This window comes from Kitasatospora sp. NPDC059408 (assembly GCF_042751525.1).
Lineage (GTDB): Bacteria > Actinomycetota > Actinomycetes > Streptomycetales > Streptomycetaceae > Kitasatospora.
In genome coordinates, this window is record NZ_JBHYWI010000088.1 from 1 (window position 1) to 23,539 (window position 23,539).

Consider the following 23,539-nt stretch of genomic DNA (forward strand, 5'->3'; position numbering starts at 1 on the left):
GTGAAGCCTTGGCCGATGATCAGGCTGTTGCCGAAGGGGGCGGTGGTGAAGCCGTTGTCGTTGTGCCAGGCGCGGAGTGTGCCGTCGGGGTCGTTGAGGGGGTTGTTTGCGGGCTGGTCGTAGATGAGGTCGGCGCGTCCGTCGCCGTCGAGGTCGGCGAACTTGACGCGGGTGGGGTCCATGAAGCCCTGGCCGATGATGACGGAGTTGCCGAAGGGCATGGTGTTCATGCCGCCGTCGTTGTGCCAGGCGCGCAGGGTGCCCTCGGGGTCGTTCTGGGGGTTGCCTGCGGGCTGGACGTAGATGAGGTCGGTGCGTCCGTCGCCGTCGAGGTCGGCGAACTTGACGCGGGTGGGGTCCATGAAGCCCTGGCCGATGACGGCCGAGGTGTCGAACGGCATCTGGGCGAACCCGCCCGCGTTGTGCCAGGCCGTGAGCGTCCCGTCCGCCGAGTCGCTCACCACCGACGCCCGGCCGTCACCCGCCAGCGAGGCCGGCAGGCGGCTGTTGGTCAGACCGACCGGGCTGACGAAGACGGTGGGCTGGGTGTGCCAGTCGTGCCAGTCCTCGAATTTGACCCAGCTGGTTTCGAGGTTGTTGCTGCCCTCGTTGCCGCCGATGGTCTGGATCATGTTGCCGTCCGCGGAGACTCCGATGACGATCTGCACGTGCGAGATGGTCGCCGTCTTGTGGACGGCGGCGTCGCCCACGTGCGGGGTGTTCGAGGTGGTGTTGTTGCGGGTCCCGTAGTCCTTGAAGCTCTGCACGGAACTGCCGAGGCCGCTCAGGTTCTCCACGCCGGCGTCGCGCCAGATCTTGAGGGCGAAATCGGCGCACCACTCCTCGGACGGGAAGCCCAAGTCCGTGCGGTGCTGCCCGATGTGTGCTCGGGCCTGGGTGACGATGGCGGAGCCGGGTGTGCCGGCCTCGGCCGGTGACACGGTGGCGGTGAACAGGGCTCCGGCGACGGCGACGGCGGCGAGTGCGGCGGCGAGGCGGCGGGAAACGGCGGTCATTTTCCGGGTGTCCTTTCGGAATTCGTCCAGGGCGGTGCGACCGGGCGGCACGGAAGAGCCGGTCCGGGCGGTTTCGGGCACGGTGGAGCGATATTTGGTCGGACTTACGAAATGCGACGGAAAGAAGGGGAGTTCAGAGAATCCAGGGCACCGGAATGTCGCCGGCGACGCGCCAGCCGTGCAGCGCGGGGGATTCGGCGAGAATGCGCGCACACATCGCGTGCGCCGCGGTGCGGGCGGCGGCGGCGTTCTCGGCGCTCACGAAGGCCGCGACGTCGAACCGGTGTGCGGTGCCGCGCACCCGCAGGTGCTCCAGGCCGTCGCAGGGCCGGGCGTGCCGCCGGATGAGGGCGGCGAGGGCGGTGTCGGTCAGATGCGGGCGCGTCGGGTGCGGCGGGCCCGGTGGGGTGAAGTGGTCGGTGTCAGGGGTCCGGCCGGTCGCCACCAGCCGGACCGTGACCAGGTACAACGGGCTCAGCCCTGCGGTGCGGCCGGCGCCTGCGGTGTGGTCGGGGTGCCGGCGGGCGTGTCCGCCGGAGTCGGGTCGGGGGTGGCGGCCGGGGTCGGGTCCGGGTCGGCTGCCGGGGTCGGCGCGCCGGACGGCAGCGGCTTGGAGCAGCCTCCGACGCAGCCCCACTCCGCCCCGCCGACGGGCGCCCCGGCGGCGGTGTGGATGCGGACCTCCGCCGGCGCCCGGCCGGTCGTCCCGTCCGCCGCGCCGCCCGCGACCGCGCTCGCCGCGGTACCGGCGATGGCGACAGCGGCGGCAACGGCGAATCCCGCGATGACGGTCCTCATCTTCGACATGACTATTCCCCTCATGAACGGTCGGCGGATTCCGGGGAATTCCACCGTGATTGGTGTGAGCGCCTGATCGATCCGGAATTCCCGCTTCCCGCGTTCCGTCCCGGTCGCCCGCTCCGACGGGAATTACTCTGCCTGCCCGCCCGACTGCTGTCACGGTCGGCGGCGGTTCAGCAAGCGGCCTGGCCGCATCCTGACAGTAAGTCGTTGCCGGGGCTCCCTGCCGGGCGCACAATCGTGGTGACCGAGCCGCGGGGGAGCGGCGTACCGGAATCAACTCGGGGGAGTGTCAGGGATGTTGGAGCCTTTGGGGCTGTCGTGCGACGGTGAGCGGGTCTACCGGACCCTGCTCGCCCAGCCGAGCTGGAAGCTCGCGGACATCGCCGCCCACCTGACACTGACGGAGCGTCACGTCAGATCGGCGTTGGACGAGCTGGCCGATCTTGCGCTCCTCCGCCCGGCCGACGACCCGGCCGACGAGCTGCTGCCGATCAGCCCGTCGGTCGGGCTGGCCACCCTGCTCGCCCGCGCCGAGGCCGAACTCGCGGACCGGCAACGCCGGATCGAGGCCACCAGGGCGGCCGTCGCCACGATCGCCGCGGAACACGACGGCGCCCGCGCCCGGGAGTCGATCACCCGGCACGAGGGGATCGAGGCGGTCCGCGCGAGGATCGAGGAACTCGCCGCCGCCACCCGCACGGAGATGGTGTCCCTCAATCCCAACAGCGCCCAGACGCCGGACGCGAAGGCCGCGAGCAAGCCCCTCAACCAGCAACTGCTGGAACGCGGCGTCGCGATCCGCTGCATCTACCAGGACAGCTTCCGGAACGACCCCGCCACCCTCGCCGCGGCCCGGTGGCTGGCGGAGCTCGGCGGACAGACCCGGACCGTGCCGACGGTGCCCCTGCTGATGATCGTCATCGACCGGGAGACCGTCCTCGTCCCCATCGACCCCGCCAACAGCCGCCTCGGAGCCCTCGAACTCCGCAGCCCCGGCGTGGTCACCGCCGCCTACGCCCTCTTCGAGCAGACCTGGCTGAACGCGACCCCGTTCGGCGAGAGCGCGACTCGTGACGGGAACGAACTCACACTCCAGGAAAGGGAGATCATCAAGCTCCTGGCCGACGGGCACACCGACGAGATCGTCGCCCGCAGGCTCGACCTCTCCACCCGCACCACGCGCCGCGTCGTCGCCGAACTGATGGGCCGCCTCGACGCCCGCAGCCGCTTCCAGGCCGGCCTGCGCATTGCCGAACGCGGCTGGCACCGCTGACGGGCGAGGGCCCAGGGGCCGTGCGCCCCGGGGCCCTCGTCGCCGGTCCGTCGCCGGTCCGTCCTCGGTCCGTGCCCGGCTCGTCTTCCGGTGCGTCTCCGGGTGCGTCTTCCGGTGCGTCTCCCGGGCTCGTCCTCAGGCGAGGTCCGCGCCGTACACGTGGTCGACCGTCATGGTGACGAGCACCCGCCGGTCCGCCACCATCACCGCCCGGTACTCGTCCCAGTCCGGGTGCTCCCCGGCGGCCGTCCGGTAGTACGCGACGAGCGCCTCGACCTCGGGCCCGTGCGGGTCCGTCCCCGGCCCGGTGAGCGTGACCGTCCCCTCCGCCGTGGCCCACGAGCGGCCGTCCAGCCCGGTGACCTCCAGCGCGGCCCGCGGATCGCGCCGCAGGTTCGCGGTCTTCGCCCGACCCTCGGTCGTCGAGACGAGGACCACCCCGGCCGCCCGGTCGAAGTACGGCAGCACGGGCGACAACTGCGGCCGCCCGTCCCCCTTGATCGTCGCGAGCACCCCGAGCCTGCTCGCCTCCAGCAACGCGTACGGGTCGAACCCAGTGTCGGTCATGGGCTCATGGTGCCCCCTCACACCGGTGTGAAGGTCAACCCCGGCGGGGCGTGTCGCCCCGGTGCGCCGGCTCGGCCGACCCTGCCGATCGGCACATTTCTCCGTCTGAGGTGCAGCTAGGTGCACCCGAACCCTGCAGAAAGGCACATCCCTTCGCCGGCGCGGGCGGCCTAGCGTCGATCCCGGGGCCTTCGGTGTGCGGTGGCCGGGGACGAGGAGACGGGAGTGCGCGGATGGGGGCGGTCCGTGGGCCGGCACTGCGGTTGTCGGGGCTGCGCAAGCGGTTCGGGCGGACGACGGCCGTGGCCGGGGTGGAGCTGAGCGTGCCGAGCGGGTCCTGCTTCGGGCTGGTGGGTCCGCGCGGGGCCGGCAAGAGCACCGTGCTGGCGATGGCGGCGGGCCTGGTGCGGCCGGACAAGGGCACGGCGGAGGTCTTCGGGGCGGACGTCCGGACGGATCCGCAGCGCGCCCGCCCGGCGGTCGGGCTGGTGCCGGACTTGGTGGCCCCGCCGCCGTGGCCACGGGGGCGCGAACTGCTCTCCTCACTCGGCCGGTTGTGCGGCGAGGAGGGGCCGGCGGCCGAGGCCCGCGCCGGGGCGCTGCTCGCCCTGCTCGAACTCGACGGCGCGCAGCGGGCGTCGCCGCCGGAGTACGATCCCGGGCTGCGCAAACGGATGGGGCTGGCCATCGCGCTGGTCCACGCCCCCCGACTGCTGCTGGTGGACGAGCCGTTCGACGCGGTGGACGCGCGGTCGGCGGCGGTCATGGGGGCCGTCCTGACGCAGTTCGTCGCGACCGGCGGCTCGGTGCTGCTCGCCGGTGCGGCCGTGGCACCGGTCGAGCGGCTCTGCGACCACGCGGCGGTGATGATCGGCGGGAGCGTCGTGGCGAGCGGACCGATGGCACCGGGCGGTGACGGACTCGCGCGTGTGGTGGACGAGTTGTCCGGAGGGGAGCGGATCCCGCCGAGGGCCCCGGCCTGACCGGGCGCAGCCGTCCGTCCGGTCGGCCTGACCGGACGGATGCGCAGCGCGTGCGGAGCCAGGAGGAGCAGGAGCACCAGCGCGGGCCCCGCCAGGACGGCCGTGCACCGGAAGAATCCCAGCGCGATCCCGCCGGCGTCCCCGTTGTCGCACCCGCCCGCGGTCCGGCATGCGGGCGCCCGTCGCCATGCGGATCAGCAGCGCACGTAAAAGGGTGTCGTACAACACACGAGGCAGCGCGCTGTCGCCTGCGCGAGCCACCGCCGCTCCGCGAGGACGCGCTGCCCGGCGTTCCGGCGGGCGCAGCCGCCCAGCAGGATCAGCAGGGCGGGGGCGCCCATCGCCAGGCACGCGCTGCGGACGTTCCGCATGCCGTAGCGGTAGCCGTACAGCCCGAGCGCGAGGGCGGGTTGGGCCAGGACGGCCGTCGACACCGGTGCTCCGAAGGCGTGCTCGACCGCCCGTCGCCCGCCGCCTTCGACGACCTGTCTCCACCATTTCTCCCTCCGCCGATTCCGAACGCGTTCACGGAGAATTGAACGCGTTCAAATTAGAGCCGTGAGGGTCGCCCGGTCAGCGCCGGCCGGGGGAGGCCGCCGGATCGAAAATCCGCGAAGCTACCATGTGGGCAACACCCTCAGCTCGAAAGATGGACTTGTGACTGTCAATGACGACGTGTTCACGGACTGGAAGAACCGCGAGGAGATCGCGGAGTCGATGATCCCGATCATCGGGCGGCTGCACCGCGAGAAGGACGTCACCGTCCTGCTGCACAGCCGTTCCCTGGTGAACAAGTCGGTGGTCAGCCTCCTCAAGACGCACCGCTTCGCCCGCCAGATAGCCGGCGAGGAGCTCTCGGTCACCGACACCATGCCGTTCCTCCAGGCGCTGACCGCCCTGGACCTCGGCCCCTCGCAGATCGACCTCGGGATGCTGGCCAGCACCTACCGGGCCGACGACCAGGGCCTGACGGTGGAGGAGTTCACCGCCCGCGCCGTCGCCGGCGCCACCGGTGAGAACAAGCTGGAGCGCCGGTCCGCCCAGGACGTCGTGCTGTACGGGTTCGGCCGCATCGGCCGCCTCGTCGCCCGCCTGCTGATCGAGAAGGCCTCGGGCAACGGCCTGCGCCTGAAGGCCATCGTCGTGCGCAACGGCGGCGGCGACGACCTCGTGAAGCGCGCCTCGCTGCTGCGCCGCGACTCGATCCACGGCCAGTTCCAGGGCACGATCACCGTCGACGAGGCGAACAACAAGATCATCGCCAACGGCAACGAGATCACCGTGATCTACTCCGACGACCCGACCAAGGTCGACTACACGGAGTACGGGATCAAGGACGCCATCCTGATCGACAACACCGGCCGCTGGCGCGACCGCGAGGGCCTGTCGAAGCACCTGCGCCCCGGCATCGCCAAGGTGGTGCTCACCGCGCCGGGCAAGGGCGACGTCCCGAACATCGTCCACGGCGTCAACCACGACATGATCAAGCCGGACGAGCAGATCATCTCCTGCGCCTCCTGCACCACCAACGCGATCGTCCCGCCGCTGAAGGCGATGGAGGACGAGTACGGCGTCGTCCGCGGCCACGTGGAGACCGTCCACTCGTTCACCAACGACCAGAACCTGCTGGACAACTACCACAAGGCCGACCGCCGCGGCCGCTCGGCACCGCTGAACATGGTGATCACCGAGACCGGTGCCGCCTCGGCCGTTGCCAAGGCGCTGCCGGACCTCAAGGCGAAGATCACCGGCAGCTCGATCCGCGTGCCCGTGCCGGACGTCTCGATCGCCATCCTCAACCTCCAGCTGAAGCGCGAGACGAACCGTGAGGAGGTCCTGGACTACCTGCGCGACGTCTCGCTGACCTCGCCGCTGAAGCGCCAGATCGACTTCATCGACTCGCCCGACGCGGTGTCCAGCGACTTCATCGGCTCGCGCCACGCCTCGATCGTCGACGCCGGCGCCACCAAGGTCGAGGGCGACAACGCGATCCTCTACCTGTGGTACGACAACGAGTTCGGCTACTCGTGCCAGGTCGTCCGGGTCGTCCAGTACATCTCGGGCGTCGAGTACCCGACCTTCCCGGCCCCGGCGGCCTGAGCCGCCCGGACCGCGTGACACCGTGACGGCGGTGGGTGGTGGCCTCGTGAGAGGTCGCCGCCCGCCGCCGTTCCGTTTCCCGCCGCCGTGCCGTTTCCCGGGGGGTGAGGCTCCCGGGGTGCTGGGAGTCCCGGGGCGACGGTGGCTGCCGGGGGGTGAGGCCGCCCGCAGCTGGTCCGAGGGCGAACGGCTATCTTGATGGGTCACGGACACCGGGAGGGAGCGGGCGATGGGCAGGATCGGTCGGCGGGCGGCCGCCGTAGTGGCGGTCGGGGTGCTGGTGGGGGTGCTCGGCGGATGCGCGTCGGGGGACAAGGGCACCACCAAGGACGCTGCGGGCGGGGCGAGTTCGGGGTCGAGCGCGTCGTCGGCGGCGGGCGGCGCGGCCGGCACGTCCGGTGCCCAGACGTCCGGTCCGGCTGCCGGGGGTGCCGCGGGCGGCGCGTCCGACGCGGCCTCGGCGCCTGCACCCGGTGCCGCGACGCCGCCGGCCGCGGGCGCCGGCGGGGCTGTGCCGCCGCCGGCCGCGGGCGGGGCCGGGGCGCCCGGGGCGGACTCGGATGCCGTGTTGCTGGACGACAAGCTGGTCCTCCAGGTGCTGCCGGACGTCAAGACGATGGCCGGGTGGGAGGAGGAGAAGCGGCGCGTCGACACCGCCGACCACGCCACCACCTGCACGGCGGCGGCGCCCTGCACGGGGAAGCCGCTGAGTGGGTCGGTCCGGTTCTCCTCGGGCGACGTGGTGGCCCGGTTCATGATCGACACACTGGCGACCCGGGACGCGGCGAAGGACCGCCTCAAGGAGACGTACGCGTCGTACCGGAGCGGGCCGTTCAAGGCCGTGGACGCCGCGGTACTGGGGAGTGAAAGTCAGGTGTTCCAGGGGCAGTTGGCCGGCAGCGAGGGTATCGGCATCGTGCTGCGCTCGGGCACGGTGGTGGCGAGCGTGACGACCGAGGGCGGCCCGGTGGACGTCGCGGCGACGCGGCGGTTCGCGGCGATGATGGTCAAGCGGATCGAGCAGGCGCAGACGGGCAAGACCCCGGACGCGGGACTCGCCACGCTCTGACGGCCCGCGCGGCCGCCCGTCGGTCGGCCAGGTCTCCCGGGTCGATCGGGTCGATCGGGTCGATCGGATCAACCGAAGGTCCGGCGATCCGATCTGACCGCCGGGTGAGCGGGCGGACAACGAACGGCGAACAGATAACAGAATCTGTTCGCTGAAATCTGTTATCTGTTATCTGTCCGTTGTCATCTGTTACCCCCCTCGTCAGGCCCGGTGCGGGCTGCGCGAACGGATGTCGGGTGCGCGTGATATGTACTGCATCTGGGCGGCCACTGTGCGGCCATGCGAGAGATGCCGATCACGTTCGAGGGGGACCACCCGATGCCGCTTTTCCGTCGCCGCTCCGGCGAGGACGCCACGCAGGGCCGGTCCGGCCGCCGCGGGCTCGGGTTCGGGCGCGGGGCGCGGACGGCCGAGCCCGCCGCCCCCGTCCCCGCGGGCCCGGCCCCGGCGCTCGACCCGGCCTTCGGCGACGACGCGGTCCGCGTGATGCTCGGCCAGGCCGCCGCCGGGGACTGGACGGCGCTGCGCCCCGCGCTCGCCGCCGTCGAGGACGAGGCCGACCGGACGTGGATCCTCGGCGCCCTCGCCGACGTCGACGGCGTCGAGGCCTGGACGGCCCGCGCGGTCACCGACCACCCCGACGACGCCCTCCCCCTCCTCCTCGCCGGCGCCCGGCACATCACCTGGGCCTGGGAGGCCCGCACCGGAGCCCGCGCCAAGCACGTGACGGACGAGCAGTGGAAGCTCTTCCACGAGCGCCTGGACACCGCCGAGGAGCAGCTGCTGGAGGTCGCCGAGCGCGAGCCCGACTGGCTGGCGCCGTGGTACTTCCTCCAGATCAGCGCCCGCGGCGCCTCGCTCGACGCGGACGTCGCCACCTGCCGCTTCGAGGCCGCGCTGCGCCGCGCGCCCGGTCACGCTGCCTCGCACCGCCAGCGGCTCCAGCAGTTGTGCGCCAAGTGGGGCGGCTCGCACGACGAGATGCACGAGTTCGCCCGCTCGGCGATGCTCGCCGCCCCCGAGGGAAGCCAGCTCGGCGAGCTGGTCGCGCTCGCCCACCTGGAGCGCTGGCTGGACCTGCCCGACGGCGAGGACCACGCCTACCTCACCAGCCCGACGGTCCTCGCGGAGCTCCAGGAGGCCGCGGCCCGGTCCGTCCTGCACCCGGACTTCACGCCGGCCCGCGGCTGGCAGGCCGCCTTCAACGCCTTCGCGATGGCCTTCTCGCTGGCCGATCAGCGCCAGACCGCGCACCGGCTGTTCGACGCCCTGGACGGCCTCGTCACCGAGTCCCCCTGGCACTACCTGGCCGGCGATCCGGTCGCCAACTTCCGTGCCCACCGCGACCGTTGCGCCCGATAGAACCGGCTGCGACCCGCTGACGGCCGCCGCGACCCACTGACGGCCACTGACGGCCACAGCCGGCACCCGCCCGCCACCGCCCGCCACCGCGCGCCGCACGCCCGCCGCGCCGCCCGGGCCCCGGACCTCCTCACCCATCCAGCAATCGAAAGAGCCCCCGGTGTCCCCATCCGAGAACCCGACGAGTGCGCAGAGCCCGGCCAGTGCGCACACCTTCCAGGTGGACCTGCGCGGCCTGGTGGACCTCCTCTCCCATCACCTGTACTCCAGCCCCCGCGTCTACCTGCGCGAGCTCCTGCAGAACGCGGTCGACGCGATCACCGCCCGCCAGAAGCTCGACCCGGCGGCGCCGGCCCGGATCACCGTCCGCGCCGACGACGAGCTGACCGTCACCGACACCGGCATCGGCCTCACCGAGGCGGACGTCCACACCTTCCTCGCCACCATCGGCCGCAGCTCCAAGCGGGACGCCGACGGCGGCCTGGACGGCGCCGGACTGGCCCGCGCCCGCGGCGACTTCATCGGCCAGTTCGGCATCGGCCTGCTCGCCTGCTTCGTGGTCGCCGACGAGATCACCGTCGTCACCCGCTCCGCGGCCACCCCGGACGCGCCGGTGGTCGAGTGGCGCGGCAGCTCCGACGGCCGCTACACCATCCGCACGCTCCCCGCCGAGGCCAGGCCCGAGCCCGGCACCACCGTCACCCTCGCCCCCCGCGCGGACGCCGCCGAGTGGACGCGTTCGGGCCGGGTCCTGGCCCTCGCCCGGGACTTCGGCGGCCTGCTGCGCCAGGAGGTGACGGTCGTCGACGCGAACGGCACCGAGCACCGCGTCAACCGGACGCCGCCGTGGGCGCAGCGGCACGGCTCGCCGCTGGCCCGCCGCGACGCGCTGGCCGAGTACTGCCGCTCCGCCTTCGACTTCACCCCGCTGGACAGCATCGACCTGGACCTCCCGCTGGTCGGCCTGCGCGGCGTCGCCTACGTGCTGCCGGACGCCGCTCCGCCCTCCCGCCGCTCCGGCCACCGGGTGCACCTCAAGGGCATGCTGCTGACCGACCAGGCCGACGAACTCCTGCCCGACTGGGCGTTCTTCGTCCGCTGCGTGGTCGACACCGACGGCCTGCGCCCGACCGCCTCCCGCGAGGGCCTGTACGCGGACGAGACGCTGGCCGCCGTCCGCGACGCGCTCGGCGCCCGGATCCGCGACTGGCTGACCGGCCTGTCCGCGAGCGACCCGGCGCTGCTGCACCGCTTCCTGTCCGTGCACCACCTGGCGGTCAAGGAACTCGCGCGCTACGACGACGAGTTGCTGCGCATCATGTTGCCGTGGCTGCCGTTCGAGACCACCGACGGCAATGTCACGCTGGACGAGTTCGCCCGCACCCACCCGGTCCTGCTGGTGACCCGGACGGTCGAGGAGTTCCGCCAGGTGGCCCCGATCGCCGGCGCCGCCGGGCTCGGCGTCGTCAACGGCGGCTACACCTACGACCGCGACCTCGTGCACCGGCTGCCCGAGATCCGCCCCGGCGTCTCGGTCGCCGACCTCGACCCGGGCACCGTCACCGCGCACCTGGACACCGTCGACCCGGCCGCCGAGCTCGCCGCCGCCGCGTTCCTGACGATCGCCCGCGAGGTGGTCGGCCGGTTCGACTGCGACGTCGCGCTGCGCAGTTTCCACCCGACCAGCGCCCCGGCCCTGCTGCTGGACAACCGGGAGGCCCGGCACGAGCGCACCCGCGCCCAACTCGCCGACGAGGCGGACGGGTTGTGGGCGGACATCCTCGGTTCGCTGCGGGCCGAGGTGCCGCGCGCCCAGCTGGTGCTCAACCACCTCAACCCGCTGGTGCGCCGTGCTGCCTCGCTGGCAGGCAGCCGCGACCTGACCGTCACCGCGGTCGAGGCGCTGTACGGGCAGGCGGTCCTGATGACCCGCCGTCCGCTCAAGGCGAGCGAGAGCGCCCTGCTCAACCGCTCGTTCATCAGCCTGCTCGACCACGCCATGCTCGGCCACGAGGCGGCCGACGGCCGCGGCGCCGACAGTGACCCGAAGGAGGCGTGATGCTGGACACCCCCGACGCGGTGATGGCCGCGCTGCGCGAGAACGACGCCCGCCCCTACGGTCGTCAGCGGACCGTCGCGGCGGAGGAACTCGTCGACGCCGCAGAGCAGTTCGACGACACCGGGGTGCGCTCGATGGCCCTGCTGGAGCTCATGGAGGCGTACCAGTACGACGGCGAGCGCAGCAAGTCGCCGGTGGTCTTCGCCCGTGTGCTCAAGCTGTGGGACACCGACCCGGACGGCTTCGGCGAGTGGGCCGGGGACCAGGTGTTCTGGCGCTTCAAGTGGGTGGCGGGCTCGCTGGCGGGCACCCCGGACGTGCCGCTGGAGGCGATCCGGCGCTGGCACGCCGAGATGCGCACCCGCTACGAGAAGGCCGGCTTCGGCCTCCAGCCGTACTACGCCCAGCGCTACCACCTGGCCGCGCACACCGGCGTCGGCGCCGAGGACGCGTACGAGCTGTGGACCGGCCGCCCGCGCACCGAGCTGAGCGACTGCCACGCGTGCGAGCTCCGCGCCCGCGCCAACCACCACGTGCGCGCCGGCGACGACGCCCGGGCGCTGGAGGTGTGGCGGCCGGTCCTCGGCGGCCACAGCACCTGCTCCGAGGAGCCCTACCTCAGTCACGCCGCCGCCCTGCTCCCGCTGCTGCGCGAGGGACGCCTGGACGAGGCCCGCTCCAGCCACCTGGTCGGCTACCGCTTCGCCCGCGGCAAGTCCGGCATGGCCCGCCCGGTCGGCCAGCACGTCGAGTTCTGCGCGCTGTCCGGCAACGAGCCGCGCGGCCTGGAGATCCTCTCCGAGAACCGCGACCTGTTCGCCGTCACCGGCGATCCGAGCGGCCGCCTCGACTTCCTCACCGGCGTCGAGGTGCTGATCGCCGCCCTCGCCCGCCAGGGCCACGGCGAGCTCGCGGTCAGCGGCCCGCCCGGCCGGAGCTGGACGGTCGACACGCTGCTCGCCCACCTGCGCGCCGAGGCCGACGCGCTGGCCGCCCGCTTCGACGCCCGCAACGGCACCGACGCGGTCGGCAGCCGGCGCCGGGCGCGGCTGGAGCGCGGGCCGCTGCTCGCCGAGCCGCTCGCCCTGGGCGTGCGCGCCGCCGCCGCGCCCGAGCTGGCCGGCGCCCCGGCCGCCGGGCCCGCGCCGCGCCGCGAAGTCGAGCCGGAGCCCGAGGAGTTCGCCGCCCTCGTGGTCCGCGCCCGCGAGTTGGACCTGGTCGGCCACCCGGACGCCGACCGGCTCTGGCGCCGGATCGCCGAGCGCTTCGAGGCCGACGGCTACGTGCACGAGGACGGCACGGCGGCGGGCACCGCGGGCCGGCTGCGCGCCGAACTCGCCGGGCAGCGCGCGCACGAGGCGCTGGACCGCGACGACCACGTCGTCGGCAAGGCCCAACTGCTGGGCGCTGCGGACTTGTTCGAGCAGGAGGGGCTGCTCGGCCAAGCCCTCATGGTGCGCACCCGCACCCTCGTCGTCGAGCTCGGCGAGGTCGAGGGCCTGGCGCCCGACTGGCCGGCGCTCGACGAAGCGCTCGTCCGCGCACGGGAGTTGCGGGCCGAGGGCGGGATCGCCGACGACGACTACCTGATCGTGCTCCAGTGCCGGGCCTTCGCCGCGCACCACGACCTGATCGCCGCGCTGCCGGAGCCGCCGGCCGGGGCCGTCGCCCGGTTCGAGGAGGCCGTCGGCGCCTACCGGGCCGAGAGCGGCGCGCTCGGGTCGGCCCGCCGGGCCGCCACCTCGCGCCAGTACGCCGCCGACGCCGCCGCCCGGCAGGGCCGGATGGCCGAGGCGACGGCCGAACTGCGCGAGGTCATGGACCAGTTGGACGCCGCCGAACTGCCGTGGCAGACGCCGCGGGTGCTCGGCCTGCTCGGCCAGGTGCTGCTGCAGAGCGGTGAACCCGCCCAGGCCGTCGAGGTGTTCCACCGGGCCCTGGCCGAGGCCGCCCGCTGGGGCGACGACTCCTACCCGTTCGCCCCGACGTACATGATGCTCGGCCACGCGAGCTCGCACACCGGCGACGACGGCGGGGCGATCAGGGCGCTGTCGGAGGCCGCCGCGCGCTTCGACCGCAAGGGCCGGCCGGCGGCGGAGGAGGCCGCTCAGGTGCGGCTGCAGCTGGCCGACCTGCTGCGCGGCAGCGGCCGGGCGGCCGACGCGGTGGCCGTGCTGGAGTCGGTGCTGCTCGACGCCGCCGCTCCGGAGCTGGACGAGCGGCTGATGGCCCAGGTCCGGCTCGACCTCGCCCGCGGACTGTTCGCGCTGGAGGAGTACCGCGACGCGGCCGAGGAGTACCTGCGCCTCGCCGACGCGGTCGCGGGCTGGGAGGACCGGTCGACGCACACGATGGTCGCCTGCGAGGCCTCCCTCGCGCTGGCCCACGCCGACCGCTGGGAGGCGGCCGACGCCGCCCGCGAGCGCGCCCTCGCGGCGCACGCCGAGGCGCCGCAGTGGGATCAGATGGCCGGGACGCTGCGCGATTTCGCCAAGCTGGTGATGCGCGCCCGCGGCGGGGAGGGGCTGGAGACCGCGCTCGCCCGGCTGGCCGAGGCGGACGCCGTCGGCGCGGCCGCCGAGCGGGCCGGAGCCTCGTACAACTCGTGGTTCCTGCGCGGCGGTTCGCACTACGAGCGGGCGCGCTGCCTGGCCATCGCCGGGCGGCACGAGGAGGCGCTGGCCGAGGCCGAGCGGGCGATCCCGGTGTACGAGGAGGGCGGCGAGGAGGCCGAGTCGCCGCGCGCCGAGGCGGTGCGGATGGCCGCGCTGATCGAGGGCACCGACCTCGGGCGGACGCGGGCCGCGGTGGCCCGGCTGACCGCCGCCGCCGACCGCTGCCGCCGGGTCGGGCTCCCGGAGGCGGCGGAGATCCTGGCCGACCTGCGGGAGCGGATCGCGGCCGACCAGGGCTGACGGAACGGCGGCGGGGCGGGCCCCGGTGGCTGCACCGGGGCCCGCCCCTCACGCGGACCGCCAGTGGGAAGCGTCAGTAGGAAGCGTCAGCAGGGGCCGTCGTCGGCCCAGACGCCCCACTGGCCGCTGGCGGTCGGCACCTCGTTCAGCGTCCACCACTTGGCGTGGTAGTCGTGCCCGTTGTACGAGACCTTGTTGCCCGCGGTGTACGTCGTGCTCGCGCTCCACGCGGGGAGGGTGCAGGCCCCCGGGGTCGTGGGCGGAGTCGTCGGGGGAGTGGTCGGCGGCGTGCTCGGGGGAGTGGTGGGCGGCGTCGCGCCGGCGAACTTCACGGTGTACTTGGTGAAGTCCCAGTCGCCCTGCGCCACGCTGGAGCAGGAGCCGGACAGCCCCGGGTCCACCGGGCCCTGGCACTGGCGGTCGCGGTTGACCGACCAGAAGGTGTAGCGGGCCAGGTTGTGCGCGGTCGCGAAGTCCAGCACGGTCTGGAAGTCCGCCTGACGGAAGTACTCGGCGGCGTCGGTGCGGCCGTTCATCATCGACACGCCCTCGTGGGCGTACGCGGTGGCCTCGGACCAGCCGAAGGTGTTCTGCAGGATCTGGTTGAACTTCACCAGCGCGTCGGTCTGGGCGGCGGCGCCGTTGAACCCGCCGTCGAACGGCATGATCGAGAAGTTGTTCGGCGTGAAGCCCTGGGACTTGGCCTCGCCCAGCATCTGGGTGCCGAACCAGCCGGTGCCCGCGCTGGTGCCGGCCGTGGTGATCGACACGTACAGGCCGGGGTTGTTCTGCTGGAGGATGCGGGCGGCGCCGATCTCGTTGTGGATGGCGGCCGTGTTCTCGTACTCCGGCTCCTCCAGGTCGAAGTCGATCGCCTTGAGCTGGTACTTGGTGACGACCTGCTGGTAGCCGGCGGCGGTCGCCTCCGGCGTGCCGCAGACCTGGCCGAGCTTGGTGCCGCCGTAGCCGCCGACCGACACCGAGACGTCCCCGCCCTTGTCGCGGATCGTCCGGATCACCGAGGGCATCGTCGTGTCGGAGTCGATAGCGGAGGTCCCGCCCCAGGCGGGGGCGCAGCTGTTGCCCTGCGCGAGGATGAAGGCCAGCTGGAAGGCCTTCTGCCCGGTGGCGTCCATCACCGCGGCGGCGTCCGGCGGACTGTTGTCCTCGGGCATCAGGTAGGGCGCCGAGGCGTACCAGTTGCTGCCCAGGCCCGTGACGGCTGTGGTGGTGGTGTCGGCGGACGCGGAGCCGGAGGCGGTGACGGCGGCGACGCCGCCCGCGACCAGGCCGAGCACACCGGCGACGGCGACGGCGGCCCGGCGCGAGGCCCGGCGGGCGGTGCGGCCGGCGCGGTGGGTGCGGGGCTCGTGGGCCCCGGGGGCTCTACGGGGCGCGGCGTGTGGGGGAAGAGCGCGTTCCATCGGAAGCCTTTCCAGGAAACGGCAGGGGGAAGTGGCCCGTCCGCGCCGGACGTGGGGGCGGGCGCGCGGGCCGAACGGTCCGTCGGCACGGGGTCGTCGCCGAGGACTGTCACTGGTATAGACCTGTTCCGGAAGGGTGGTCAACCCCCAAACGGTCAAGTCGATCCCGCGTGGCCACGCCCCGTCGGCACTAGAGTTGACGAGTGGCCAAGGAGATCTCGAACCGGGTGGACGGGCAGGTGCGCGCGGGCACCATCGTCCAGGCGCACACCATCGAGCACCTGTGCGTGCACGCGCCGCCGGCCGAGCCGGACTCGCCAGTCCAACTTCCCCCACCGCCCGTGCACTTCGCGGACCGGACCGTCGAGCAGGACCTCGTCCTGGCCGCCGTCGCGGGCGGTCACGGCGGACCGGCAGCCGACGGACCGGCCGACGGCCCCCTGGTGGTGTGCGTCAGCGGCATGGGCGGCATCGGCAAGACCGAACTCGGCTTCCGCCTCGCCCGCGAACTCCGGCGCCTCGGCCGCTGCCCCGACGGTGTGTTCCACGTCGACCTGAACGACCTGCGGCGGGACGGCGCCGTCGAGGTGGCCGACGCGCTCGGCGGCCTCTGCCGCTCCCTCGGCCGCGGCGACGCCCTGCCCACCGGCTTCGCCGAGCGGCGCCGCGAGTACTGGGCGGCCACCCAGGGCAAGCGGTTGGCTCTCGTGATCGACAACGCCCAGAGCGGCGCGGAGATCCGTCCGCTGCTGCCCTCCTCCGGTTCCGCGGTCGTGATCGTCACCAGCCACGCCCGCCTGGCCGACCTGGACGGCACGCGATCCGTCGACCTGCCGCTGGGCCCGCTCTCCGGCGAGGACGCCGCCGGCCTGTTGCGCGCCGCCGTCCAGGACCCCCGGCTCGTGGACGACCCGCAGGCCGCCGCCGAACTGGCCGGGTGCTGCGCGGGCCTGCCCGCCGCGATCCTGGTGGCCGGGCGGCTGCTGCGCAAGCGCCGCAACCGGGATCTGCGGCGACTGATCGACGAACTCACCGCCGAACTCCGCGAGGAGGGCGTCCCCGTGGTCGAAGCGGTCTGGAACGCCGCCTACGCGCGTCTGGGGCCCACCGCGGCCCGGCTGTACCGGGCCCTGCCGCACCACCCCGGCCCGGTGGTCACCGTCCCGGTCGCCGCCGCGCTGCTCGGCTCCGGGCTGGACCGGGCCGAGGACGCGGTCGACGAACTGGAGGAGGCCGGCCTGCTGCTGCGCCGGCCCGAGGGCCTCGGCATGCACGACCTGCTGCGCGGTCACGCGCTCCGCCGGGCCGACGCGGGTGCGGGCGCGGGTGCCGACGCGGGTGCGGATGCGGGCGCGGGCGTGGACACCCCGGGCGACGTCCGGCGCAGACTGGTGCGCTGGCTGCGCCGCCAGGCGGCCCGGGCGGACCTCCTCGCCGCGGGCAGCCGGCTCACCGTCTCGGGCCCGGCGCCGGAGGAGCCCGGCCTGGCCGACGTCCCGGACCTGGAGTTCACCGACAAGCACGCGGCCATGCACTGGCTGGAGCGCGAGCACCTCTCCCTGTTCGGCTGCGTGCGGATCGCCCACGAGGACGGGCTGGACGACGACGCCGTCGCGCTGTGCGAACCGCTCTGGACGCACTTCCTCGACCACCAGCACTACGCCGACGTCATCGACGCGTTCCGCCACGGTCTGGCCTCCGCCCAGCGGGCGGACTCCACCGCCGGGATCGTCCGGATGCACTGCCAACTCGCCCGTCCGCTCTGGGAACAGGGCCGGTACCCGGAGGCGCGGCAGGAGGTCGAGGCCGCGATCCGGCGCGGTCGGCTGCTCGGGGAGCGGGACGACGAACGGAAGTTGTACGCCTCGGCGATCGAGTTCCGCGGCAAGCTGGCCTCCGTCCAGGGGAACTGGGCCGTCGCCGTGCCCGACTTCGAGGCCGCGCGCGAGGTGCACCGGGCGATCGGCAACGAGTACGGTGCGATGCTCCAGACCTACCTGATCGGCCGTGGGGCCGTGGCGATGGGCGAACTCGACCGCGCCGTGGAGCTGTTGAGCGACGCGCACGAGACCGCGCTGCGGCTCGGCCGGGACCGGATGTCCTCGCGCACCGGTTTCGAACTGGGCGTGGCGCTGCGGCGGACCGGCCGCCGCGAGGAGGCCGCGCGCCTGTACGAGGCCGCCCTCGCCGGGGCCCGGGCGCGCAGGTCGGCGGCGGACGAACTGCGGGTGCTGGAAACGCTGGTGGCCTTCTGCGAGGAGGGCGGCGACGCCGCCCGCGCCGAGGGCTATCGCACAGAGGTGGCGGAGATCGCGGGCCGTCAGGCGGGGTGAGCCAGCTCGGCCTCGGTGGCGGGCGCCAGGTCGACGCGGTAGTCCGTGCCGCCGATCCGGGCGGTGAGCGTGCCGGGCAGCGCGAGCGGGTGGGCGCCCAGCCAGGCGTGGACGGCGGAGAGGGCGGCGGCCGGGTCGGTCAGGCGGATCCGGGTGCCGGCCCGGGCGGGACCGATGCGGAGGGTGAACGGCTCCGCGCCGTCGCGTCGGACGAGACAGGCGGCGGGGGAGAGGACGACGGCCGCGGTGCGGCAGCCCGGGTACTCGTCGAGCACCTCCGCCGTCCGGTCGGCGGCCGTCCGGTACTCCTGGTGCCAGTTCGTGTGGTGCTGGTTCGTGTGGTGCTGGTTCGGAGAGGGCTCGTTCGTCCGGGGCTGGTCCGAGGAACCGTTTCCGCATCGCTGGTAGATCAGCGCGGCGCTCTGGAGCTGGCGCACGCCGGCCCGCCCGTACTCGGCGGCGCGGTGGTGGAGCGGCAGGTCGGTCCACGGCGGCAGCCGTTCGACCGTGACGCGCTGCCCCTCGGTGACGGCCCGGACGGCGAACGCGGCCGGCGCGTGCGGCGCCGTACGGGCCGGTCCCGGCACGGGAAGCGGGCGCGACCGGACGGGGTACGGGGAGGGTGACAGCCCGAGCAGCTTGTACAGCTCCGCGCGGAGCGTCTCCAGGGACTCCCCGGTGAGGGCGAAGGCCTGTTCGGCGAAGCGGCGGGTGCGCGCAGGCTCGGCCGAGGCCAGCGCGACGGCTGCGGTATCAAGATCCAAGTGTGGTACGGAGGAGAGCAGTTCGGCCATCGGACTGCCCGGGATGAGCTCGCTCGCGCCGACGCACCCGGCCACGACGGGCCGGTCCAGGGCGGCCGCGTACAACGCCACCGACCCGTGGTCGGAGACGACGACGTCGCACGCGACCAGCAGCGCCGCCCACTCCTCGTACGGCGCCGCCAGGACCAGACCGGCGTCCAGGGCGGGCCGCAGCTGCCGGACCAGATCGAAGGCGCCCGTGCGGCTGTACTCGTTGGGGTGCACGATCAGCGCCAGCTGGTAGGCGTCGTGCGGAAGCCGGGCCGCCAACGACGCGGGCAGCCCCGGGCGGCGGGCCAGGAGGGACTCCGGGCCCCAGGTGGACGACAGCACGACCAACCGCCGTGCCCCGGTGCCGAGTGCGGCACGGATGGCATCGCGGCGGTCGAGCGATTCGAGGATCCGGTCGAGGGTCGGGTCCCCCGCCACGATGGCGTGGCCGCGGGCGGAGGGGAGCTGAGCGGCCAGGCGCTCGACCTGGGAGGGGTGGGCGAGGGCGTGCAGCGTCGCGGTCGGCCGGCCGTCGCTGAGCAGGAACGCCGGATCGAGGCCGGACGGCAGCACGGGCGAGCCTTCGTCCGGCAGCGCCTTGTTGAATCCCGCGCCGTGCGGGAGCAGCACCTGGTGGCCGCGCAGGTCGCCGAGTCCGCCCTTGGGGCTGGCCGTCAGGATCAGGTCGTGGTCCGCGGCCCTGGCCTCGGACCACGGGAGGCAGCGGGCTCCGGCGGCGTCGACGGCCGCGAGCGCGTCGGTGTCGAACTCCGAACCGGGAACGAGGGTGAACCGGCAGCGGACCCGGTCGTCACCCTCGAATACGGGCAGCAGATCCAGCAGCCGGTGCAGTGCGGCCGCCGACCGTGCGGCGAACAGCACCCGCGCCGGCGTCGGCCCCACCGCCGTGGCTGGCTGGCTGGCTGGCTGGCTGGCTGGCTGGCTGGCTGGCTGGCTGGCTGGCTGGCTGGCTGGTCGACCGTGCGGTACCACACCGCAGCACCCCCGTCGAGGGTGCCCGGGCACCGGCTCGGTAGGAGAGTGGCGGTCCTGCGGAGGCATAGGGGCGATGGTAGCCGCCCGTGCGGCACGGCGGGCCGTGACCCGGGGCGTCAGTGGGAGGCCCGGGTGGGCGGCGGCGGGATCGGCCCGGAGGACTTGAGGGTCCGCAGGACGGGCGTGGACTCCAGGGCGGTGATCTCGGGGAGCGCCGCGAGGTGACAGGTGAGGTAGCGGTGCAGGTCGGCCGGGTCGGTGCAGAGGACGGTGGCGACGAGGTTGGTCCGGCCCGTCGTCGCGGCGATGAAGGCGAGCTCGCGGTGACCGGTGAGCGCGAGGGCGACGCGGTCCAGGTGCGCGGGGGCGACGGTCATCCACAGGAGCGCGTGCAGGCCGGCGCCGTGCAGGCGGGGGTCCAGCTCGACGTCGAGGAAGACGCTGCCGTCCGCGCGGAGTTCGGCGAGGCGGCGGGCGACCGTCGCCGGAGTGCGGCCGGTGGCGGCCGCGAGCTCGCCGAGGGCGGCGCGGCCGTCGTGGTGGAGCACGGTCAGCAGAGCCCGGTCGGTCGCATCGAGGAACGGCGGAGTGCCTGGGACGGCTTCAGGGGCGGGTCCGGAAACGGGCGGGAGCAGCAGCTCCTGCTGCTCCTCGCTGAGCGTGCAGGCCCCGCCCGGCCAGACGGTGGGGCCGCCGCGGTACGTGTGCAGCAGGCAGTGGGCGGAGACGGCCGTGACGGTGGCCGTGCGCGGGACGTCGCGCAACAGCAGGGCGTGGCCGTCGTCGCCGGGCGTGGTCTCGACGACGGCGGTGATCTCGGTGCCGCCGGAGGTGAGGTGCACCCAGGCCGTGTCGCCGCGCCGCACCAGGGCCTGGGCGACGCCCTGGGCGGCGTGCGGACCGGCGGTGAGGCGCAGCAACCATTGCGTGCGCCCGGCCCGGTGCGGGTCGGCGAGCCCGACGACCCGCAGGCCGGCCTCGGCGCGCAGTCGCCGGTAGCGGCGGGCTACGGTCTGCGGCGAGACACCGAGTACCGCGGCGATGCGGCCGAACGGGGCGCGGCCGTCGATCCGCAGGGCGTGGACGAGTGCGCGGTCGAGCTCATCGAGCATGCGTGGGTTCCAGGGGTTCGGTGGCCGGTTCCGGAGCGGCCTCCGATTCTGCCGGGCTCGACCCCGGGCTTCCGACCGCGTCCGGCCCGTCGACCGCGTCCGGGCTTCCGACCGCCTCCGGCCCGTCGACCGCCTCCGGACCGCTGACCGCCTCCGGGCCGCGGCCCGTGCGCATCGCCCGCCCGGCCACCGCGACCAGGGCCAGCGCGGCGAGGCCCGCCCAGCAGGCCCGCTGCGCCCCGGCGGTGTCCGCCGACGCGAGGTAGATCCGGCCGAGCGCGGCGACGCCGAGGGTGGTGCCGAGTTGCTGGACGGCGTTGAGGAGTCCGGCGGCGGAGCCGATCTCCTGCGGTCGTAGCGGGTGCAGGGCGGCAGTGAAGAACGACGGCGTGAACAGGCCCTGCCCGACGCCGACGACCGCGAGCGCGCACGGCAGCAGCGCCGGGTGGCCGCCCGCGCCGAACGCCCCGGCGGTCATCAGGACGCCCGCCGCCATGACCGCGAGCCCGGCGCTGCGCACCCGCGCCCCGTACCGGCCGACCAGGTACGCGCCGGCGCACCAGGACGCCGCGGCCATCCCGGCCGAGCACGGCAGGAGCGTCAGCCCGGCGGTCAACGCGTCTGCGCCGGAGCCGACTTGCAGCTGGAGCACGACGACGAGCGTGAGCCCGGTGCCGGCCCCGAAGAACAACGCGGAGCACACCAGCGCGGCCGGGAAGCGGGCGGACGCGAAGAGGCTGGTCTCCACGAGTGTGCCGCGCCCGCGCCGCCCACCACGGTGCTGATGGGCGGCGAAGACCACTGCGAGCGCGCACCCGGCGGCGAGCGAGGCGAGCGCCGGACCGTCCGTCAGACCGCCGCCGGAGCGCAGCAGCGGGAGCACGAGCAGGGAGGTGGCGAGCACGGCGAGTGCCGTGCCCGCCGGGTCGAGGCCGGGACGCCGGGGCGCGCGGTCCTCGGCCAGCAGCGGGGCGAGCGCGAGGACGGCGAGCGAGAGCGGCACGTTGACCAGGAAGACCGCGCGCCACGAGGACCCGAACAGGTCGGCGTGCGTGAGCACCCCGCCGAGGACCGGGCCGCACACGGCCGCCAGCCCCATCACCGGGCCGATGCTGCCGAGCGCCCTCGCCGTCTCGTCGCCGCGGAACATCGCCTTGATGAGGCCGATGGTCTGCGGCACGATCAGCGCCGCCGCCGCGCCCTGGACGGCCCGGAAGGCGATCAGCGCTCCGAGGGTGGGCGCGGCGGCGCAGGCCAGGGAGGCCAGCAGGAAGCCGGTGACTCCGATGCGGAACACCCGGCGGCGTCCGGCCCGGTCGCCCAGCCGGGCGCCGGTGAGCAGGAGGACGGCGAACGGCAGGGTGTAGGCCGAGGTCAGCCACGGCACGGCGGAGACCGGGCCGCCGAGCTCGGCGCGCATGCGGGGCGCGGCGACCTGGACGATCGTCGCGTCCAGCAGGTTCATCGCCTCGGCCGTGAGCAGCGCGGCGAGTGCCGCCCAACGGCGGTGGTGCGGTGCGGTGGTGGACAACGGGGCTCCCTCGGAGGGCGGACTGCAACGCCCGCCACCCTGTGGCCGGTGTGCCACCGGATCCAGCCGGTCGGCCCGCCATCCGTGAAATGTTCCACCGAGGACGCCCCGGTCGCAGAAATGTGCCGCGCCCGGCCCGCCGAGCCCATCCTGCCGAGTCCAGCCCACGGAGCCCAGCCCGCCGGGCTCATGCCTCCGAGAGGACCTCCGCCGCCGGCGCTGACGACGTCGGAGCCGAGGACAGCGCAGCCGAGGACACTGCAGCCGAAGGCATTGCAGCGAGCAGGCCGCTCACGGCGGGGGACCACGGCCGGCCGGCCGGTCCGGTGAGCGTCAGGGTGCGGTGGACGGCGGGCCGGATCGGGACGAGGACGCAGCCCGCCGGGATCATCGTCCGCGCCAGCGCGGGAATCACCGAGACGCCGACGCCCGCGTGGACCATGCCGATGAGCGTGTTGAGGTCACGGATCCGGTGCCGCGGGGTGAAGCGGGTGCCGGCCCGGCGGTACGCCTCGCGGATGTGCCGCTCGCAGCCGCCCTCGGAGAGCAGGAAGTCGTCGTCGTCGAGGTCCGCGACGTGGATGGACTCCTGCTCGGCGAGGGGGTGGTCCTGCCGGAGCAGTGCGTGCATGGAGTCCGCGCCGAGGGAGACCGCGCCGGGCGGGAGCGGTCCGGCGTCTACCAGGACGGCGGCGTCGACCGTGCCCGCCTCCAGCCAGACGGCCAGCTCGGCGTCCTCGCCCTCGAAGATCCGGACCGTCACCTGCGGGTGCGCCGCCGCCCAGTCCCGGAGCAGCCCGGGCAGCAGCACCTGGCAGACGGTGGTGGGCGCGGCCAGCCGGACGGTGCCGGTGAGGCCGCCCGAGTGCCGGGTGGCGATGGTGCGGACGGCGGAGGCCGAGGCGACCGCCGTGCGGGCGTGCGGCAGGATCTGCTCGCCCAGCGGGGTCGGCCGGGCGGGGCTGCCGCGGTGCAGGACGGGCGCGCCGAGGGTGCGCTCCAGGGCGGCGACCGCGTGCGAGACGGCGGACTGGGTGATGCCCAGGTCGTCGGCGGCGGCGCCGAAGCCGCCGGTGTCGGCGACCGCGATCAGCGCCCTGAGCTGGGCGAGGTTGACCTCCGAAGCCATGAGACTTCCTCATCCATCTGGCATCGTCACTTGTTGGACTCATGGTCCCCGGCAGGGCCACCCTCTGTCCAG

18 protein-coding genes are annotated in these 23,539 nt (G+C 74.2%); 8 read left to right on the top strand and 10 right to left on the bottom strand.

The features are described from left to right. The 3 genes from ACFXDE_RS37005 to ACFXDE_RS37015 form a co-directional block, all read right to left on the bottom strand. On the bottom strand, positions 1-1,016 hold a 1,016-nt coding region (locus tag ACFXDE_RS37005; RefSeq protein ID WP_380498769.1), incomplete at its 3' end, for a CHAP domain-containing protein. Positions 1,017-1,149: 133 nt separating this feature from the next. Beyond that, positions 1,150-1,461 (bottom strand): hypothetical protein, encoded by a 312-nt coding sequence (locus ACFXDE_RS37010; protein WP_380498770.1) that lies wholly within the window; start codon positions 1,459-1,461, stop codon positions 1,150-1,152. Positions 1,462-1,490: 29 nt separating this feature from the next. Then, on the bottom strand, positions 1,491-1,823 hold the full coding sequence (locus ACFXDE_RS37015) for a hypothetical protein (RefSeq protein WP_380498771.1): 333 nt from the start codon (positions 1,821-1,823) through the stop codon (positions 1,491-1,493). A gap of 292 nt (positions 1,824-2,115) precedes the next feature. On the opposite strand from ACFXDE_RS37015, the gene ACFXDE_RS37020 reads away from it, so the two are divergent. Further along, positions 2,116-3,093: a LuxR C-terminal-related transcriptional regulator gene (locus ACFXDE_RS37020; RefSeq protein ID WP_380498772.1), complete on the top strand. Its 978-nt coding sequence runs from the start codon at positions 2,116-2,118 to the stop codon at positions 3,091-3,093. Positions 3,094-3,228: 135 nt separating this feature from the next. Here the strand turns inward: ACFXDE_RS37020 and ACFXDE_RS37025 are convergent, their stop codons facing one another. After that, positions 3,229-3,660 (bottom strand): PPOX class F420-dependent oxidoreductase, encoded by a 432-nt coding sequence (locus ACFXDE_RS37025; RefSeq protein WP_380498773.1) that lies wholly within the window; start codon positions 3,658-3,660, stop codon positions 3,229-3,231. A 233-nt stretch (positions 3,661-3,893) separates the two neighbouring features. Here ACFXDE_RS37025 and ACFXDE_RS37030 point away from each other — a divergent pair, with 233 nt between their 5' ends. After that, the gene (locus ACFXDE_RS37030; RefSeq protein WP_380498774.1) at positions 3,894-4,643 is read left to right on the top strand and encodes an ATP-binding cassette domain-containing protein; all 750 of its coding nucleotides are present in this window, start codon (positions 3,894-3,896) and stop codon (positions 4,641-4,643) included. Positions 4,644-4,837: 194 nt separating this feature from the next. On the opposite strand, the gene ACFXDE_RS37035 is transcribed toward ACFXDE_RS37030, so the two are convergent. Next, positions 4,838-5,077 (bottom strand): hypothetical protein, encoded by a 240-nt coding sequence (locus ACFXDE_RS37035; RefSeq protein ID WP_380498775.1) that lies wholly within the window; start codon positions 5,075-5,077, stop codon positions 4,838-4,840. A 223-nt stretch (positions 5,078-5,300) separates the two neighbouring features. Here ACFXDE_RS37035 and ACFXDE_RS37040 point away from each other — a divergent pair, with 223 nt between their 5' ends. From ACFXDE_RS37040 to ACFXDE_RS37060, 5 genes are all read left to right on the top strand, one after another. Further along, positions 5,301-6,743 (top strand): glyceraldehyde-3-phosphate dehydrogenase, encoded by a 1,443-nt coding sequence (locus tag ACFXDE_RS37040; protein WP_380446290.1) that lies wholly within the window; start codon positions 5,301-5,303, stop codon positions 6,741-6,743. A 229-nt stretch (positions 6,744-6,972) separates the two neighbouring features. Continuing rightward, complete coding sequence (locus ACFXDE_RS37045) at positions 6,973-7,812, top strand: hypothetical protein (protein WP_380498776.1); 840 nt, start codon at positions 6,973-6,975, stop codon at positions 7,810-7,812. A 279-nt stretch (positions 7,813-8,091) separates the two neighbouring features. Continuing rightward, positions 8,092-9,174, top strand: coding sequence for a hypothetical protein (locus ACFXDE_RS37050; protein ID WP_380498777.1), 1,083 nt, complete (start codon positions 8,092-8,094; stop codon positions 9,172-9,174). 160 nt (positions 9,175-9,334) lie between these two features. Next, a complete protein-coding gene (locus ACFXDE_RS37055; protein WP_380435995.1) occupies positions 9,335-11,233 on the top strand; it encodes an HSP90 family protein in 1,899 nt (632 codons plus the stop codon). Next, the gene (locus ACFXDE_RS37060; protein ID WP_380498778.1) at positions 11,233-14,148 is read left to right on the top strand and encodes a hypothetical protein; all 2,916 of its coding nucleotides are present in this window, start codon (positions 11,233-11,235) and stop codon (positions 14,146-14,148) included. The genes ACFXDE_RS37055 and ACFXDE_RS37060 overlap by 1 nt, the downstream gene beginning before the upstream one ends. Before the next feature lie 86 nt (positions 14,149-14,234). Here ACFXDE_RS37060 and ACFXDE_RS37065 read toward each other — a convergent pair whose 3' ends face one another. Then, a complete protein-coding gene (locus tag ACFXDE_RS37065; RefSeq protein WP_380498779.1) occupies positions 14,235-15,572 on the bottom strand; it encodes a carbohydrate-binding protein in 1,338 nt (445 codons plus the stop codon). A gap of 203 nt (positions 15,573-15,775) precedes the next feature. Here ACFXDE_RS37065 and ACFXDE_RS37070 point away from each other — a divergent pair, with 203 nt between their 5' ends. Continuing rightward, on the top strand, positions 15,776-17,905 hold the full coding sequence (locus tag ACFXDE_RS37070) for an NB-ARC domain-containing protein (protein ID WP_380498780.1): 2,130 nt from the start codon (positions 15,776-15,778) through the stop codon (positions 17,903-17,905). Here ACFXDE_RS37070 and ACFXDE_RS37075 read toward each other — a convergent pair. The 4 genes from ACFXDE_RS37075 to ACFXDE_RS37090 all read right to left on the bottom strand — a co-directional run bounded on the left by ACFXDE_RS37075 (position 17,893) and on the right by ACFXDE_RS37090 (position 23,467). Then, the gene (locus tag ACFXDE_RS37075; protein WP_380498781.1) at positions 17,893-19,602 is read right to left on the bottom strand and encodes a translation initiation factor 2; all 1,710 of its coding nucleotides are present in this window, start codon (positions 19,600-19,602) and stop codon (positions 17,893-17,895) included. The genes ACFXDE_RS37070 and ACFXDE_RS37075 overlap by 13 nt on opposite strands. Positions 19,603-19,811: 209 nt before the next feature. Further along, positions 19,812-20,807: an Lrp/AsnC family transcriptional regulator gene (locus ACFXDE_RS37080; RefSeq protein ID WP_380498782.1), complete on the bottom strand. Its 996-nt coding sequence runs from the start codon at positions 20,805-20,807 to the stop codon at positions 19,812-19,814. Then, a complete protein-coding gene (locus ACFXDE_RS37085) occupies positions 20,797-22,338 on the bottom strand; it encodes an MFS transporter (RefSeq protein ID WP_380498783.1) in 1,542 nt (513 codons plus the stop codon). The genes ACFXDE_RS37080 and ACFXDE_RS37085 overlap by 11 nt, the downstream gene beginning before the upstream one ends. Positions 22,339-22,525: 187 nt before the next feature. Next, positions 22,526-23,467 (bottom strand): LysR family transcriptional regulator, encoded by a 942-nt coding sequence (locus ACFXDE_RS37090; protein WP_380498784.1) that lies wholly within the window; start codon positions 23,465-23,467, stop codon positions 22,526-22,528. Between the last annotated feature and the right edge of the window lie 72 nt (positions 23,468-23,539).